A 15,911-nucleotide genomic window follows, 5' to 3' on the forward strand; every position below is an offset into this window, starting at 1 on the left:
TTCATTTTCACCTCTTTTCCTCATTCTATGTGTGAGATACCTTCAATGCTCCCTTCTCTTTCCTGGTCCGAACAAGTTCCGCATGCGCTTCCTTATCATATACACAACAACCGACTCTGCTCTGCTGTATCAGAAGCTCCAGACAACTGTCACACAACAGACAATAATGAATCTCATCTTCCCTCCCTTCTTCCAGTTTCTTCGGAAGATACGGATCAGCAAACGACTGCCTGCCAAGACCAATCATATCTGTCACATTGTTTTCAATGCACCAGGCGCCATAATTCAAAAGACTGCTCTCTTCCTCGGTCACCGCACACAATCCATTCTTCCCTTCCCTGAACGGAGAGAAGTTAGAACCGATTACCACTGTCTCCGGCTTCAATGCCTTCCTGAACTCCTTTGCCCAATACTGGTGCATATAAGCATAATACGGTATATGCTTGTCCACTTGTGTAAGGCTTATCGTAATTGACGGACTGCCTGCGGACTGGATGATGAAACTCGCGCCCCTTTCTTCCAGACCTTTGATCAGCTTAATTGGTTCTGTCAGATCCATGATCGGAGAGTGCGGCCCTTCCGTACCAAAACCTCCCGGAAACCCTTCCCACGCAGAAACCTTGGAACCAATCAAGAATTTTTCATCCGGAACAGCCTCTCTGATCCGTTCTATCAGTTCAAAAGCAAAACGGCTTCTATTCTCCCAGCTTCCGCCATATTTCCAATCACGGTCATTATGCGGACGAATCATCTGACTTCCCAAATATCCATGACACAGTTTCATATCAATGCCATCTGCACCCGCTTTGTACGCAATCTTTGCCGCAGTCACATAGGAATCCATGATCTTCTCCACATCCGCTTCTGTCAGCAGCTCACCTCCATATCCCGGAAGCGGGTTCGGTGTTACTCTCTTCGAAAAATCTGGATTAGAGATTTCTCCCGAATGTGTTAACTGAAAAATAAATATTGTCTTTGGGTTTGCCTCATGAACCTTTCCCACAAATTCTGTCAATGCTTCCTGATTCTGTGGCATAATCGTCAACTGATTATCTCTTGCGCGGCTTTCTCTGGTAACAGTGATTGCTTCCAGCGAAACCATACCTGCTCCGCCCTTCGCCAAATCGCAATATCTCTGAAGTGTCGATGAAGACGGGTTTCCTGTCTCATCTTCCTTATTGCATTCCATTGGCTGAATAAAGAATCTATTCTGAGCTATCCTGTTTCCAATCTTTATCGGTTGTAATAACGTTTCTTTGCAACTCATTTTCATCCTCCTTAACTTCGACATATTTCTTTTGTTTTTTACTGTTTATGACTGTATATTACCACATATTCAATTACTTTACAATAATTTTTACACTATTTGTGAGTTTTTACCAATTTTTGACACATTATTTGTATATAACACACAAATTCAAAAACAAATATTGTTTTTTGACCGTTTTTGTGTTAATATTCGGTCAAGAAATGTTTTGTATCATAACTCAGAAAGGAGGATCCATATGATACATACCCTGACCCTAAATCCCGCTATTGATAAATTACTGTTTCTGGACAAATTTAAAAAAAATATAACAAATCGCCTGCGTTCTAACGATGATTCTCTAGGCGGAAAAGGCACTCACGTATCTGTCAATCTCAAATCTCTCGGCATCGACAACACCGCATTTGGGATATCATACGGTCAAACCGGCAGGAAAATCATCCACATGTTGTCCAAATCAGGCGTCAACGTTCAATTCATCCACAGAGATGAATCCGACAGCCGCATCAATTACATATTGATCGAAGACAATGGAGATTGTTCAACATTCGCATCAGGAGGGATTTATCTGGACAAAGAAACTATTGACGAATTAATCAACCGAATGCTCCCAGAACTTAAAGAGAACGATTCACTGATTCTGTCCGGAGACACCAGCAATTGTTTCGATCCTTGCGTATATAACTACATAATCAATAAACTCAAACCCCTCAGTCTCAGAATTTATTTTGATGCCAGCGGTCCTACTTTGAGGGAATGTTTGAACGAATTTCCCTTTTTGATCAAGCCAAACCTGGACGAGTTGTCACAGTTATGTGACCGTGAACTAAGAACGGATTCCGAGATTATTGACGCCATCTCTTCCCTGGATCGTTATCATATCAATATTGTTGCCGTTTCGCTTGGCGAGAATGGCTCCATAGTAAAGTGTTCAGACAGCCTCTATCGGGCGATACCGCCTAAAGTAAAGGTCCTTAATACGATTGGCTGCGGTGATTGTTATCTATCCGGCATGATCTATGGCATAGAAAAAAAGTATGATATGGAACAGACCTTAAGATTCGCCACCGCAATTTCTGCTGCCACTGCCGAATCCGAGTCATCAGTTGGATTCAACCTGCAGCGTGCACAAGAATTGATGCCTATGGTCACTATTAAAAAAATATAAAAAACTAAAAAAGAAAGAAGGAACTAATTATGAGCAATCTGTCTTATTATGAAATGCGCAAAGAAATGTGCAAAGTAGCACAATTAATGTGGGAACGGCGCTTAACAAATGCCGCAGGCGGCAACTTTGCCGTAAGAGTAGACGAGAACCGGATCCTGATCTCTCCTTCCATGATGTCTGAAGAGAGACATTGTGAATTGGGACCCGAAGATTTCCTGCTGATCGACTATGATGAAAACATTCTGGAAGGAACCGGACGCCTGTCACGGGAAGGCTTGATGCATTGCCTGATCTTGAAGAATTTCAAGGAAATAGAATGCACCATTCATGCGCATCCCTTTTACTGCATGCCCTTTGTCGCACAGGCCAAACCGATTCCCAATGTCACCGAAGCTACCATGGGACGAGGATACGTCGGATGTATTGAATGGACGAAAGCATATTCTCCCGAACTGTCCCAGAATGTATACAATTATTTTGAGGAGCACAGAGAAACAGCAGAGAAAAAGCCGATCGGAGTAATCATGCCCCTGCATGGTGTAGTCGTATCTGGCCGCAGCATCTACTCGGCCTACAGCATGTTAGAAAGGATTGAATGCGATGCTTTCTGTACAATTACCAGGAACCTGATATAACATTGCGGAGGGGACGCCATGCATGTAGAAGAACGCTATAAAAAAATCATGATGCTATTACATGCTGACAAAAAAATCGAGATACGCGAACTTGCACATTCTTTCCAAGTGTCACGGGAAACAATCCGAAGGGATCTTAAGACCATGGAAATCCAGGGGAGACTGATACGTGTCCACGGCGGCGCCATGCTTCCGGAAAACGCCTCCCAGCCACCGGGTACATCGGAACTTCCTGTAAATATACGGGCGATCATCAATGTTGCTGAGAAAAAGATTATCTGCAAATATGCGGCAAAGCAAATACAAAACGAAGATACTATCTTCATTGATAACAGCACAACTTGTATTTACTTATACCAGTATATTCCAAAAGATATACAAGTTACTATACTGACAAATTCCGTCTCCTTTTTGGTAGAATGTGCAAAAGATCTCTCTTCCAGCCACACCATTGTTTTCCTCGGCGGAATATTAAAAAGCTCCAACCTGTCAGCATATGGCACATTAGCATTGCAAAATGCAAAACAATATTTTCCATGCAAAGCATTCATATCCTGTACAGGAATTGTTTCCGACGCACAGATTACAGATTCAGGTATTCAGGAAATAGATGTCAAAAAAACTCTTATGGAGAATTCTCAAGAAGTTTTCTTGCTGGCAGACCATACTAAATTTGCTCCTGTCGGCCAGATTCATCTTTGTAATTTTGCAGATATTGACCATCTTATCACAGACACGAAACCGGATATATCTTATCTTAGGTTATCAAAAGAGCTGATCGAGAAAATTATCGTCGCACAGGAGGAATGTTTATGAACATCATCGCTTTTGACCTGGGCGGAAGCAGCGGCAAAATATTCCTGGGGGAATATGCAGGAAAAAAACTGCGCATAAATCTTCTGCACCATTTTGATCACTCAGCCGTTTCCCTTGGCAGCCATCTTTTCTGGGATTTTTTACGAATTTATCAGGAACTATGTTACGGTATTTCTGCAGCAGTCAATGCAACAAATGATGACATTACTTCTCTTGGAATCGACAGCTATTGCAATGATTTTGCACTAATTACGCCTACAGGTGAATTACTGACACAAATGCATTGCTACCGTGACAGCCGGACTATGGAATTAAAAGAGCAAATATACGATGTTATGGACCCTAAACAGCTCTATTTCATTAATGGTAATCAGAATGCGCCTTTCAATACACTTATGCAGCTGGCAGCTATGAATCTTCAGGATGAAAATTACCTGCTGCAAAGTAACAAACTGCTCTTCCTTCCCGATCTTCTGATCTATTATCTGACCGGAAAAATGCAGACCGAATATACTCTTGCTTCGGTCAGCCAGATGTTTGATTCTAATATTCGGGATTGGAGCAGCAAGATCCTAAACCACTATGGAATACCTCAGAGGTTGTTTTCGGAAATCGTCTATCCAGGCACAGTCACTTCCTACACTGACAGCTTCACGAACCAGAAGCTTCACACGAAAGGATTCGCCGTTACTACAGTCTGTGAACACGATACAGCATCAGCATTTCTTGCCGCTGCAGATAATCCGGGCTGCGCTATTATAAGCTGCGGAACATGGGCTTTGGTCGGCTGCGAAACATCCGTTCCAGTCATCCAAGAATACGGATACCGCTACAACATCGCCAATGAGGGAGGCTTTAGAGGTCATCACAGAATCCTGCGAAACGTCATGGGAACCTGGCTAATCCAGGAAATTCGTGCAGAACTTTGTTCTCCTAAGAGACAATATAGTTATTCGGATATGGAACAGGACGCAGCAGCGGCCGAACCCTTTCGTTATCTCATTGATGTAGATGACGAGATCTTCTATTCACCTGGAAATATGATCAGCAAGATACGATCCTATTGTCAAAAATATTATAACAGCTCTCCCGATACCTCGGGCGCGCTCATCCGCTGTATCTATGAAAGCCTGGCATTAAAATACCGTTGGAATCTGGAAAAGCTCCACACTCTGACAAACATTGATTTTCATGTAGTCAATATCCTGGGCGGCGGGTCTCAGAGCACTCTTATGTGCCAATTTACCGCCGATGCCACCGGACTTCCTGTTATCGCAGGTCCGGTCGAAGCGACCGCACTCGGCAACATGATTGTCCAATTGATCGCCTTAAAACAGATAAGCGGTATCTCGGAGGGACGGCAGCTTATCCGCAGCTCTGTAAAAACAACAGAATACCTGCCCCAGAACACTTATATCTGGAACAAACAGTACCTCCGCTTTAAAAACCAAATCGTCTCAATAGCAGAAAGGAGATCACTATGAAACATTTCAAAACAGGAATCATCGGAACTGGCTTTATCGGACAGGTCCATATCGAAACCCTGCGCAGGCTTGGAAATGTCGAGGTCACAGCGCTTGCCGACACTTTTAACGCAAAAGAAACCGCAGAAAAGCTTAACGTACCCCATTATTTTTCTGATTATAAAGAAATGATAGACATAATGAAACTGGATACGGTACACATCTGTACGCCAAACAATACACATTTCGAGATTGCTATGTATGCCATGGACCATAACGTCCATGTGATCTGCGAAAAACCGATGTGCATCACCATTGACGAGGCCAGTAAACTGACCGCCAAAGCCAAAGAAAAGAATCTGATCGGCGGCATTAATTTCCATAACCGCTTCTATCCGATGAACAACCATTTGAAAAATATTATCAAAGACGGAGAACTAGGAGAGATCTTCTCAATCACCGGTAATTACACTCAAGACTGGCTGCTCTATGATACCGATTATAGCTGGCGCCTGAACTCCAGCGAATCGGGTAATACCCGTGCCGTCGCTGATATCGGCTCTCACTGGATGGATCTCGCTGAATATGTGACAGGCCAGAAGATCATCGCCGTTAACGCAGACTTCTCAACCATACATGCAACGAGGAAAAAACCAAAAGGGATTGTACTTGCTTACTCTGAGAAAAATACTGATGAGAACGACTATGAAGACGTCAAGATCAACACTGAAGATAATGCAAACATACTCTTTAAATTCAGTAACGGAGCAAAGGGAAGTGCATTTTTCTCTCAGGTTATTGCCGGAAAGTCTGTAGACATCAATCTGCAGATCGGAGGCTACAAAAAATCTGCAGAATGGAACAGTATGAGCTGTAATAATCTGATCATAGGAAAACGAGACGCTTGCAGTGAATTCGTTGAAAAAGGACTTGGAACTGTCCATTCAAGTACGAAGCCATTAATCGCATATCCTTTCGGTCACGCAGAAGGCTTCCCGGATGCTTTTAAGCAAAGTTTCCGTGATATATATCATCATATTGAATATCCAGATAGTTCTCATGAACATGCGGATTTTGATGATGGGCTTCATGAAATGATTCTCTGCCAGAAAATATTTGAAAGCAATCAGAAGCAGGGATGGGTAGATGTTCCTTAAGACCGTTTCTTATATGGGGAGGATGAGGGCTGCCAGGTTTACCGGCAGCCCTCATCCTCCCCATATCTTCATTTGACCACATGTTGCTCCTCGTTATAATCGACTATTACATCACAGGGTATCCATACGCAATACTTTCACCCAGATCTATCCCGAATCCAATTATTACGCCAATTATTACCAGACAATTTACTGTCACTCCTCTCCCAAATGTGCTATACTAACTACAGAAAGGAATTTTTACCGCTATGAATTTGGAACTCTCATACAACCGACAAAATCTCATCTTCGAGAAAGAATACAACCTGAATACCAAACCTTTGGAGATCGATCTGCTTATTATAAAGAAAGAATCGAACTTTCCTATCAAGAATGAGATCGGACATCTCTTCAAAGGGCATAATAGCATTTGAACGCAAAGCTGACGATATCCCCGTATCTATAGTACGGGATTCCAAAGTTAGCACTAAAAAGAAAAATTCGACAGAGATATAGCTGACTCTGTACTCAACGTTATGTACTGTTATGGCTTCTCTCACAACGGCAGCCTCATCTGCGTAACCTGATACGCCCTCTTATACTGGCTGATAATATCCTCCATCCGATACGCGATCTGCCTCTCCTTGCATTCCCCTGCGAAATACTCCCACAGCTTCCGCGCCCTGGGACTGACACACTCATAAGCTCCCCCATACTTCTTCTGATAGGCTTCCGCCAGCCCTTCCCCGGGAAATAATTCATTCAGCTTCCGATAATACCAGTCTCTCTGATTCCCCCGCAGGGTCATGCCGAATGCAGGATAGATGAACTTCGCCCCAGACATTTGCGCCCACCTGACGATCTCCCCGATATTCTCCTGGTTATCCTCTATGAAGGGCAGCACCGGCATCAGCAGGATCCCTGTATAGAGCCCCGCCCCAGATAACTTCTCGATCATCTTGAACCGCTCCGCCGGACGTGAGACGTTCGGCTCGATCTTCGCCGCCAGTTCATCCTCTGCCGTTGTGATTGTAACCTTTATCAGCACCGGAGAATGCTCGGCGATACTTTGAAGGACGTCTATGTCCCGGGTAAGCAGCGTACTCTTCGTCGCAATAGCCGCTCCGAACCCGAACGCATCGCACAGTTCCAACGCGTGCCGGGATAACTCAAGCTCACGCTCGAAGGGATTATATGGGTCGCTCATAGCGCCCGTCCCCACCACGCCGCTTCTGGTCTTCCTGCGCAGATCATCCCGGATGATCTCCAGCGCCTTCTCCTTGGCGCGCACCTGATCGAAATTCTCCACTCCATAACAGTCCGAACGGCTGTCACAGTATATACAGCCATGGCAGCACCCCTTATAAATATTCATATTGTAATCAATCCCGAACCACTTTGCAGGAGCCTTCGTCTTCGTCACAATTGTTTTCGCAGAAATGTATTCCATCTAAAGCCTCTCCCTTCACCTGGCAGCCGGCAGCTCCATCGTCTCTCCGTCAAGCGCCGCATAGATCAGTCCGTCATGTCCATCGTACACAAGCTTCAGAGAGAAGAACGGCCTCTTCTCGGCCAATAGCCGGAAGAAGATCTTATCCCCCTCCCAGATGTTCAGCTCCTCCACCTTATCTATATCTACCCACTCAAGCTCTCCCTCGTCGCAGGGGACCGACTCTCCTTCGAATCCGTCCGCCGTAAATAATGACATATACTCCGTAACGCCATTTCCCGATACGAAGGTCACAAGTCCTCGATACTGATAGGATGTCAGTGTATAGCCTGTCTCTTCCCTCACCTCGCGCAGCAGACATTCCTCAGGGCTTTCGTCCGCCTCAAAATGACCGCCCACGCCGATCCATTTATCCTTATTCACATCGTTCTTTTTCACCGTTCTGTGCAGCATCAGGTATTTGCCGTCACGCTCTATATAGCACAGGGTACTTAATTTCGCCATATCTTTCACTCCTTGCCTTAACCTCCCAACAACTGCCGCAAGACCTTGATCTTCTCCCGGCCCACCGGAAGCACCTCTTTGTCGTAACCCTCCATCTTCACCGCGAAGCTGTTATTCCCCCACAGAAATAACTCCTTCACCTTCCCCAGGTTGATCAGATAGCTCTTCTGGCTTCTGAAAAATCCCATATCCTTAAGCCGCTTCTCAAAATCGCCGATGGTTTTCCCCTCATAGTATTCGTTCTTGTCAGTATGGATCATACAGCCGCGGTTGCAGGTCTCGATATAGACGATATTTCCCACCTCTTCATAAATGGTCTTTCCGTCCGTATTGATCGCGATCCGCTTCCTTGCCTCCGGCTTCACGTTCTCCTGTACCGAAGGATTCCCGAATCCGCACTTCCTCAGCATTTTCTCAAGACGTCTCTGGCCGAAGGGCTTCAGGATATAGTCGTCCACCTCTAGTTCAAACGCCTTCACGGCATACTCGGAATATGCCGTCACGAATATGATCTTCATCTCCGGCTGCATATTCTTCAATGCATTTACAAGAACGGTACCGTTAATGTCACCCAGATTGATATCCAGGAAAAATATATCGTATCTCTCCTCCCCCGCCATCTCAAGCGCCTGCGCTCCGTTCTCGCCTTCATCGACCTGCGCCTCCGGAAGAAGCTGCAATATCTGGTGCTTAAGCTCACTTCTGGCCGGTCTCTCATCGTCAACTACCGCAATCCTCATAGACCCTTCCTCCTCACAAAATGTGGTAGTGTCAAATCTACCACTATATTTTTTGTTGCAAACCTTATAATTCCAAGGATTACACCACTTTTTCAAGAAAAAAAGCAATGACCTCCCTTTTTTGTGTCAATACTATTACTAACCCACAAACACTGAAAGGAAAATCATTGCTTATGGATATTATTACCTATTTACTCTCTCTCATTCAATCTCTTTACCAGCAAAACTGCTGGTTGATCAACTTTATCTGCAGATACATCCCTCTGAAACAGTGGGCCTTTGATGATTCCCATTCTCCAAAATACCAGAAGTTCAAGATTGATGAACTCCCTCTTATCACCGACTTCCGCCAGGACTGGACTTATAAAGAATTAATCCCTTACTTTGAAAAACGTTATGGTAAAAAGATCCGCCCTGTCAGCCGCCGGTCAGAATGCGATATCCCGGATGAATGCACCTGCCCCCGCTGTAATGCGCCGAAACCTTTCCTTTACAAAAATAATGGTTCCAAAGGGCAGCTTCTCTGCAAGGTCTGCAGCGCAAGGTTCTCACCCCATGAAAGCCGCTTCTCCTCTGTAAAACTACGCTGCCCGCACTGCGGCAATGCCCTGGTTCCCAAGAAAGAACGCAAACACTTTATCATCCATAAGTGCGTCAATCCCAAATGCCCTTATTATCTCTACAACCTCAAAAAAGTGGATAAAGAAGACCTCCGAGAGGATTACGGCAAAAACAAATATAAACTCCACTATATCTACCGTGAGTTCACGATGGATTTTTTCAGCATGGATCTAAATACCCTTCCTAAAAATGCCTCATCCCTGAAATTTAGCAAACATAATGCCCACGTAATGTCCCTGTGTCTGACCCTCCATGTCAACCTCGGCCTCTCTCTGCGAAAAACCTCGCAGGCCCTGAAAGACCTGTACAACATCAACATTTCCCACCAGCAGATCGCCAACTACTGCAAGACTGCCGCTGTCTGCATTAAGCCCTTTGTTGACCAATACCCTTACGAAAAAGGGGATGTATTTACTGCCGATGAAACTTATATAAAAATCCGTGGTATCAAAACCTATGTCTGGCTTATTATGAACGCTGCGTCCCGATCCATCATCGGCTATCAGGTATCGGATAACCGTGGTGTCGGTCCCTGTATCCTCGCCATGCGTATGGCTTTCCGGGGACTGACAAAGCTGCCGGAAAACTTCAAGTTCATTGCCGACGGTTACAGCGCCTACCCACTCGCCGCAATGGAATTTGTAAAAAAGTTGGGGAAAGATTTTACCTTCAAAATCACCCAGGTGATTGGGCTTACCAACGACGATGCCGTTTCTACAGAACATCGTCCGTTCAAACAGATGATTGAACGCCTCAACCGCACCTATAAGGCCTCTTACCGTCACACAAACGGCTTTGACAACATCGACGGTGCTAATTACGATCTTGCCCTCTGGGTCGCATACTATAACTTTCTCCGTCCGCATAAACACAAGAAATACAAAGTACTCAACGAAGTAGAAATGCTACAGAGTGCCGACAACATGCCGGGTAAATGGCAGCTTCTCATCTTCCTCGGTCAGCAGACTATCCTGAACATGCAGAAAAATGGAAACCCTGCATCGGAGCGGAGCTGTTGTCAATAGAACCGTGGAATACCGGAGCAGACGGTAGCGCCGTCTGTGAGGATATGCCGCGAAAGTCTATTGACATAAGGCTCACGGATTATCCTGTTTAGCAGAAAAGGGGCAACTGCGCCCTTTTCCTGCCTTCCGGCGAGGACGGGTTCGGGCAGAGCCCGAAAATGGGTCAAGGGACTGGTCCCTTGTGGGTTCTTAGGGCAACGCCCTAAGCCCTCGGAGATCTTTTCGGAATCAATATCTGCAGTTTTCAAGGTTCATTTGAGCCTATTTTTTTCAGCTCGTTTTTTCATAGATTACTTGACACTACCCAAAATGTAATTCCACACAGGTTCCCTGCCCGGAGCTTGTGATACGAAGTCCATGCTCTTCCCCATATGTACTCTTCATTCTCTTATGCACATTGCTAAGCCCGATACTGTTCCCGATCGCCTGACCGCTCCGAAGCTTCTCAAGGATATCGTCCCCGATTCCTTTTCCTTCATCCCTGATCTGTACCAGATACCCGTCTGCCGTCTCCCTCACGCAGATCGAGACAACTCGTTTGCCCTCCCTGTTCATACCATAGCGCACCGCATTCTCTACGATCGGCTGCAGGATCAAAGTCGGGATCCTGATATCCATGTACTCCGGGACATCATAGGTAACCACAAGCTTCTCCTCAAACCGCGCCTGCTCAAGCTCCAGATAGTCCCTCACATGATCCATCTCTTCCTCCATGGGCACCATATACGCATCATAATCCAGATTATAGCGGAAATAATTTGCAAGGATGATCAGAAGCTCCCTCGCCCTCTCCGGATCCTCCCGACACACACAGGACACGGTATTCAGCGCATTGAAGAGGAAATGAGGATTCACCTGGAACTGCAATGCCTTAAACTCTGCTTTCCGGCACATATCCTTCTGGCGCTCCAGCTCTGCAAGCGCGATCTGATAAGAGCTTAGGAGCACCAGATGAGAGAGCAGCTCCAGTTCACTCTGGCGGAATACCCACTGCTTCTTCACCCACACGATCAGACAGCCGATCGCCTGTTCCCGGATCACAATCGGCGCCGCCACCAGCGAATAATCCTTCATACACTCATACCACGTGCTGCTATGCGGTACCCGATACATCGTCTCAAGCTCCCGGGTCTCCATCGCCCTGACCCCGATATCCGGAATTCCCGCTTCCGGCTGGAGCTGTTCGGATGTTTCCCGCTGACAGTCCGCTATGATCTCATTCTTATTGGTAACCATAACTCCCGCCCAATCCGTCTCTTCCAGGATGATCCTCGCGAACCTCTCCATATTCTCCTGATTCTCAAGTCCCTGACGGAGCTGCGGAAGACATTTCTTCATCAGCTCCGACGCCTGCTGAAGCTGCCGGCTCCTCTCAAGATCCTGCTGGACGAACACATTGTTGAAGCTTGAGATGAATATCAGAATACCGACGGCATTCATCACGATCATCGGCACGGAGATCTCCAGTATGGTATTCAATGCCATCTGGACCGGCACGGTGAACCGAAGAAGCGACACCATATCACAGACTTCCGCAAAACAAGTCAGAAGAAACAGATCCTTGTATTTCCATTTGCCCCGCTGAAAATACGGATAGAATCCCCCTCCGAGAAGGCCGAATAACATCGTGGAGAATGCCGACGCCATGGCAAATGCCTGCGGAGAAGAGAAGAAATACACATAGACCGCGCCGATCAGGGATGCATAGAGCCCTACGATCGGCCCGCCGAGAAGCCCCGCCGTCATCGCACCGATCACCCGCGTATTCAAGCTGTAGGAACCGACATCTATCCCCGTATAAGTGGACAGCACGATCACTCCTCCAAATATAACGGACAGCAGGGTTTGGCTCTTGAAGCTCCTCTGCTCCTGCACGAGCAGATTCTGGATCAGACGGAACTTGGAGAGCAGGTTTGCAACCAGTACGAGAAGGCCGATATTAAGAATCAATTCAAACACCAGTGTATTCTCCTTCATGTGCTCTCCTCCCATCTTCTTAAAATAACTGTAGCATATTTCCCGAAGGGATACAACAAAAACTCTTCGAGGCCTCCGATAGATGTACCGAAGGCCCCGAAGAGATGTATGTATGTTCAAAATGTGATCCGAAACCTTAATTAATAAGCAACTGTCTTCTTCTCGTTGTAGACGTCGCGGTCCAGCTCGCCAAGCTTGCTCGCCACCAAAAGGCCTACCATGACATCCACATCTACGTTCATTAATGTACGGAACATTCCCGCAAACCAGTCGATACCGATCAATACCGCGATGCTCTCAAGCGGAAGTCCCAGTGAAGAAGCAAGGAAGGTATACACGATAACAGAACCGCCGGGTACAGAGATGGTACCCATACACATCAGACAGGATAACAATATCGCCATACCCATCTGGTATACCGTCATCTCGATTCCGGTAGACTGTGCTATGAAGAAGATCGCCGCAACATAGCACTGGGCAGCGCCGCAGCTGTTCATGGACATCGTGATCGGTCCGGTAAAGTCTGCAACCTTGCGGCTGATACCAAATTTCGTAACCGCATCCTCCATCTTTGTTGGCAGACAGATCGCGCCGGAAGTGGTGGTAATGGCCATAATGGACATTTTCGCGAACTTCTTCGGCATCTTCGCGACATTTACCTTGCACAATGCCGCCGTAAGCGGTCCGAATATCAGGAACTGGATCGCATCGCCGATAAGGAGCAGCACTAAGAACTTCAGCATCGGAATGATAACCTTCAGCCCTGTAGAGCCCGCAACATTAGCCAACAGGCAGAAGATACCGATCGGTGCGATATTCATGACCGTCTTGATAATATTCGTGATGACTGCGTTCAATCCCTGTACCCAGTCAACCATGACACGGTTGCCGCTCTGCTTCGTGTAGGCGCCCATCGCGATACCGAAGAACAATGCGAATACGATACACGGAACCATGGCTCCTTCTGACATAGAATTGATCACGTTCGTAGGTACGAATCCCAGTATCGTATCCTGCAGGGAAGCAGATTCCACCGTTGCATTCGCGATATCCTCCGCGCTGCCAAGAGCAATACCCACGCCCGGCTTAAAGAGCATGGACAGTATCACGCCAAAGCCCGCAGAGATCACGGTAAAGAAGATGATCCATTTGAATGTATGAAATCCCATCTTACCGACATCCTGACCGTCTCCGCTCCCTACTGCCGCCGCCACTGCGGACATAACGAGAAGCACTACCGACATCTGGATCAGTCGAAGGAATATGTCGCCGATAAATTTCAAATTAGCCGCCCACTCGCCGATGACCGCACCGAATGCAATACCTCCAAAGGTTGCAATCAGGATCTGTGTTGTAAGAGAAATCGAAAATCTTTTTTTCTTTTCTTCCATTTGTTACCCTATCCTCCATTTTCATTTTTTCGCACATTTTCTGAGATGGCCATCTCTCATTTCTGTACATATTTTACCTTTTTTCAGAAAATACGCAATAGTTTTTGTATGAAATGTAAGAATATATGTATGAAAAGTTGTAATTCCTAACCAGGCTGCACATCCTTCGGCAAATATGCTAGAATAGAGACATCACGCTATCGCAATCGGCGGCTGAAATGTGTATCAAGAGGAGAGATGTTAAGATGACTCGGACGATTGAGTATCTGGTAGACGAGACAGACGGCGGACTCAGAGTTGAGCAATTTCTCAGGCGGCGGGGATATTCCTGCCAGAATCTTACGGAGATCAAGCGGATGCCTGGGAGCGTTCTGGTGAACGGAATTCATTACTATATGAGACAGAAGCTTGCGGCAGGAGACCGGCTCCGTGTCTGCATCTGCGAGACGGAATGCTCCGGGAAGATTCCTCCCGTGAAGCTTCCTCTTGACATTGTATATGAGGACGAGGATATCATCGTGATCAACAAGCCTGCCGGTATGCCGATCCATCCTTCTCTCAATAACTACACGAATTCCATGGCCAATGCCCTGGCCTGGTACTATCAGGAGCAGGGCAAGCCCTTTATCTTCCGCTGCTGCAACCGTCTGGACCGAGACACCTCCGGCCTTACCGTTGTCGCGAAGCACTTGGTCAGCGGCAGTATCCTCTCCGATATGGTGCGCAGACATATTATACGCCGGGAGTATCTTGCCATCGTGCGCGGGCATGTGCTGCCGCAATCCGGCACGATCGATGCTCCCCTTGCCCGCAAGCCCGGAACCATCATTGAACGAACCGTGGACTTCGAGCACGGGGAGACGGCCGTCACCCATTATCGGGTCGTGGACGAACGAAACGGCCACAGCCTGATATCCCTGCGCCTGGAGACAGGACGGACCCACCAGATCCGGATACATATGAAGCATCTCGGATATCCTCTGATCGGAGACTACCTGTATAATCCGGACATGGAATATATGGACAGACAAGCGCTGCACTCACACCGGCTTGCATTCACACATCCGATTACAGGAGATGCTATGGAATTCACTGCTCCGCTTCCCGAGGATATGAGCGCCGTTCTGCAATGCGGCAGACAGAACATATCAGGAGATTTCCCGGCAGTCTTTGAGCAATGACTGCAGCAGCATGATATGGTATTCCTCATCCTGGATGATCCTTGCCAGCACCGCGTTCACATAGCAGTCTTCTATCACCCGCATATGCGCTTCATACTGGCTGATCGCCGCCCTCTCCGCCTCTATGTCCGCTGACAGCATCTTCTGTACATTTCCCGGGATATTCAAATATTCCGGCGTCCACATCCGCCGTCTCCCGTTCCTCATCTTCGCGGTGAAATCCACCTGGCCGCCAAGCAGACAGATCAGCTCACCAAGCTTCTGCAGGTGCATCATCTCCGCCATCGCGATACCCAGAAGCGTCTTCGCCATCTGGCACATCTCGTGGGACAGGCGGTTCTCGTTATTGATATACTGTGTGATGGCGGACATCTCCGATACTGCACCGCAGTAATCCACACTGAGCAGATCTGCATAGGCGCGGTTCCTCTCTTTTACCTGTATCGGCGGATAGGGCAGGTCGACCATGATCGGTCTGCCGCCCGAGAAATTACATGTATTGACCAGCGGATTCTTCTTTTCTTCCATAAATCAAAT

14 protein-coding genes are annotated in these 15,911 nt (G+C 46.9%); 7 read left to right on the plus strand and 7 right to left on the minus strand.

The genetic code is table 11. The features are described from left to right. Window positions 1–25: 25 nt before the first annotated feature. Window positions 26–1,267 carry an oxidoreductase gene (locus tag VSQ62_RS25375; RefSeq protein ID WP_334637832.1) on the minus strand — a complete coding sequence of 414 codons (1,242 nt, stop codon included), beginning with the start codon at window positions 1,265–1,267 and terminating at the stop codon, window positions 26–28. Between the two features lie 238 nt (window positions 1,268–1,505). On the opposite strand from VSQ62_RS25375, the gene VSQ62_RS25380 reads away from it, so the two are divergent. From VSQ62_RS25380 to VSQ62_RS25400, 5 genes are read left to right on the plus strand one after another with little or no spacing between them, the layout of a single operon-like run. Continuing rightward, a complete protein-coding gene (locus VSQ62_RS25380; RefSeq protein ID WP_334637833.1) occupies window positions 1,506–2,435 on the plus strand; it encodes a 1-phosphofructokinase family hexose kinase in 930 nt (309 codons plus the stop codon). 29 nt (window positions 2,436–2,464) lie between these two features. Then, window positions 2,465–3,070: a class II aldolase/adducin family protein gene (locus VSQ62_RS25385; RefSeq protein ID WP_334637834.1), complete on the plus strand. Its 606-nt coding sequence runs from the start codon at window positions 2,465–2,467 to the stop codon at window positions 3,068–3,070. Between the two features lie 18 nt (window positions 3,071–3,088). Beyond that, window positions 3,089–3,886, plus strand: a complete 798-nt coding sequence (locus VSQ62_RS25390) for a DeoR/GlpR family DNA-binding transcription regulator (protein ID WP_334637835.1) — start codon at window positions 3,089–3,091, stop codon at window positions 3,884–3,886. Further along, on the plus strand, window positions 3,883–5,370 hold the full coding sequence (locus tag VSQ62_RS25395) for a rhamnulokinase (protein WP_334637837.1): 1,488 nt from the start codon (window positions 3,883–3,885) through the stop codon (window positions 5,368–5,370). Before VSQ62_RS25390 ends, VSQ62_RS25395 begins: the two co-directional genes overlap by 4 nt. After that, the gene (locus VSQ62_RS25400; protein WP_334637839.1) at window positions 5,367–6,506 is read left to right on the plus strand and encodes a Gfo/Idh/MocA family protein; all 1,140 of its coding nucleotides are present in this window, start codon (window positions 5,367–5,369) and stop codon (window positions 6,504–6,506) included. The genes VSQ62_RS25395 and VSQ62_RS25400 overlap by 4 nt, the downstream gene beginning before the upstream one ends. 535 nt (window positions 6,507–7,041) lie before the next feature. Here VSQ62_RS25400 and VSQ62_RS25405 read toward each other — a convergent pair. Genes VSQ62_RS25405 through VSQ62_RS25415 form a run of 3 tightly spaced genes read right to left on the minus strand, consistent with a single transcriptional unit; the run spans window position 7,042 to window position 9,179 of the window. After that, window positions 7,042–7,935, minus strand: coding sequence for an SPL family radical SAM protein (locus VSQ62_RS25405; protein WP_334637841.1), 894 nt, complete (start codon window positions 7,933–7,935; stop codon window positions 7,042–7,044). A gap of 15 nt (window positions 7,936–7,950) precedes the next feature. Beyond that, the gene (locus tag VSQ62_RS25410; RefSeq protein WP_334637842.1) at window positions 7,951–8,439 is read right to left on the minus strand and encodes an NUDIX hydrolase; all 489 of its coding nucleotides are present in this window, start codon (window positions 8,437–8,439) and stop codon (window positions 7,951–7,953) included. A gap of 17 nt (window positions 8,440–8,456) precedes the next feature. Further along, the gene (locus tag VSQ62_RS25415; protein ID WP_334637843.1) at window positions 8,457–9,179 is read right to left on the minus strand and encodes a LytR/AlgR family response regulator transcription factor; all 723 of its coding nucleotides are present in this window, start codon (window positions 9,177–9,179) and stop codon (window positions 8,457–8,459) included. A 173-nt stretch (window positions 9,180–9,352) separates the two neighbouring features. Here VSQ62_RS25415 and VSQ62_RS25420 point away from each other — a divergent pair, with 173 nt between their 5' ends. Next, window positions 9,353–10,825, plus strand: a complete 1,473-nt coding sequence (locus VSQ62_RS25420; RefSeq protein ID WP_334633522.1) for a DDE-type integrase/transposase/recombinase — start codon at window positions 9,353–9,355, stop codon at window positions 10,823–10,825. A 300-nt stretch (window positions 10,826–11,125) separates the two neighbouring features. Here VSQ62_RS25420 and VSQ62_RS25425 read toward each other — a convergent pair whose 3' ends face one another. After that, entirely contained in the window at window positions 11,126–12,802 is a 1,677-nt protein-coding gene (locus VSQ62_RS25425; RefSeq protein WP_334637844.1) for a LytS/YhcK type 5TM receptor domain-containing protein, read from the minus strand. Between the two features lie 140 nt (window positions 12,803–12,942). Beyond that, window positions 12,943–14,193 carry a dicarboxylate/amino acid:cation symporter gene (locus VSQ62_RS25430; RefSeq protein ID WP_334637845.1) on the minus strand — a complete coding sequence of 417 codons (1,251 nt, stop codon included), beginning with the start codon at window positions 14,191–14,193 and terminating at the stop codon, window positions 12,943–12,945. Window positions 14,194–14,438: 245 nt separating this feature from the next. On the opposite strand from VSQ62_RS25430, the gene VSQ62_RS25435 reads away from it, so the two are divergent. After that, a complete protein-coding gene (locus VSQ62_RS25435) occupies window positions 14,439–15,374 on the plus strand; it encodes an RluA family pseudouridine synthase (protein WP_334637846.1) in 936 nt (311 codons plus the stop codon). Here VSQ62_RS25435 and VSQ62_RS25440 read toward each other — a convergent pair. Next, window positions 15,342–15,902, minus strand: a complete 561-nt coding sequence (locus VSQ62_RS25440) for a ferritin-like domain-containing protein (protein WP_334637847.1) — start codon at window positions 15,900–15,902, stop codon at window positions 15,342–15,344. The two genes, VSQ62_RS25435 and VSQ62_RS25440, sit on opposite strands and share 33 nt — an antisense overlap. Window positions 15,903–15,911: the final 9 nt, after the last annotated feature.

This window comes from Sporofaciens sp. JLR.KK001, from assembly GCF_036941055.1.
Lineage (GTDB): Bacteria > Bacillota > Clostridia > Lachnospirales > Lachnospiraceae > Sporofaciens.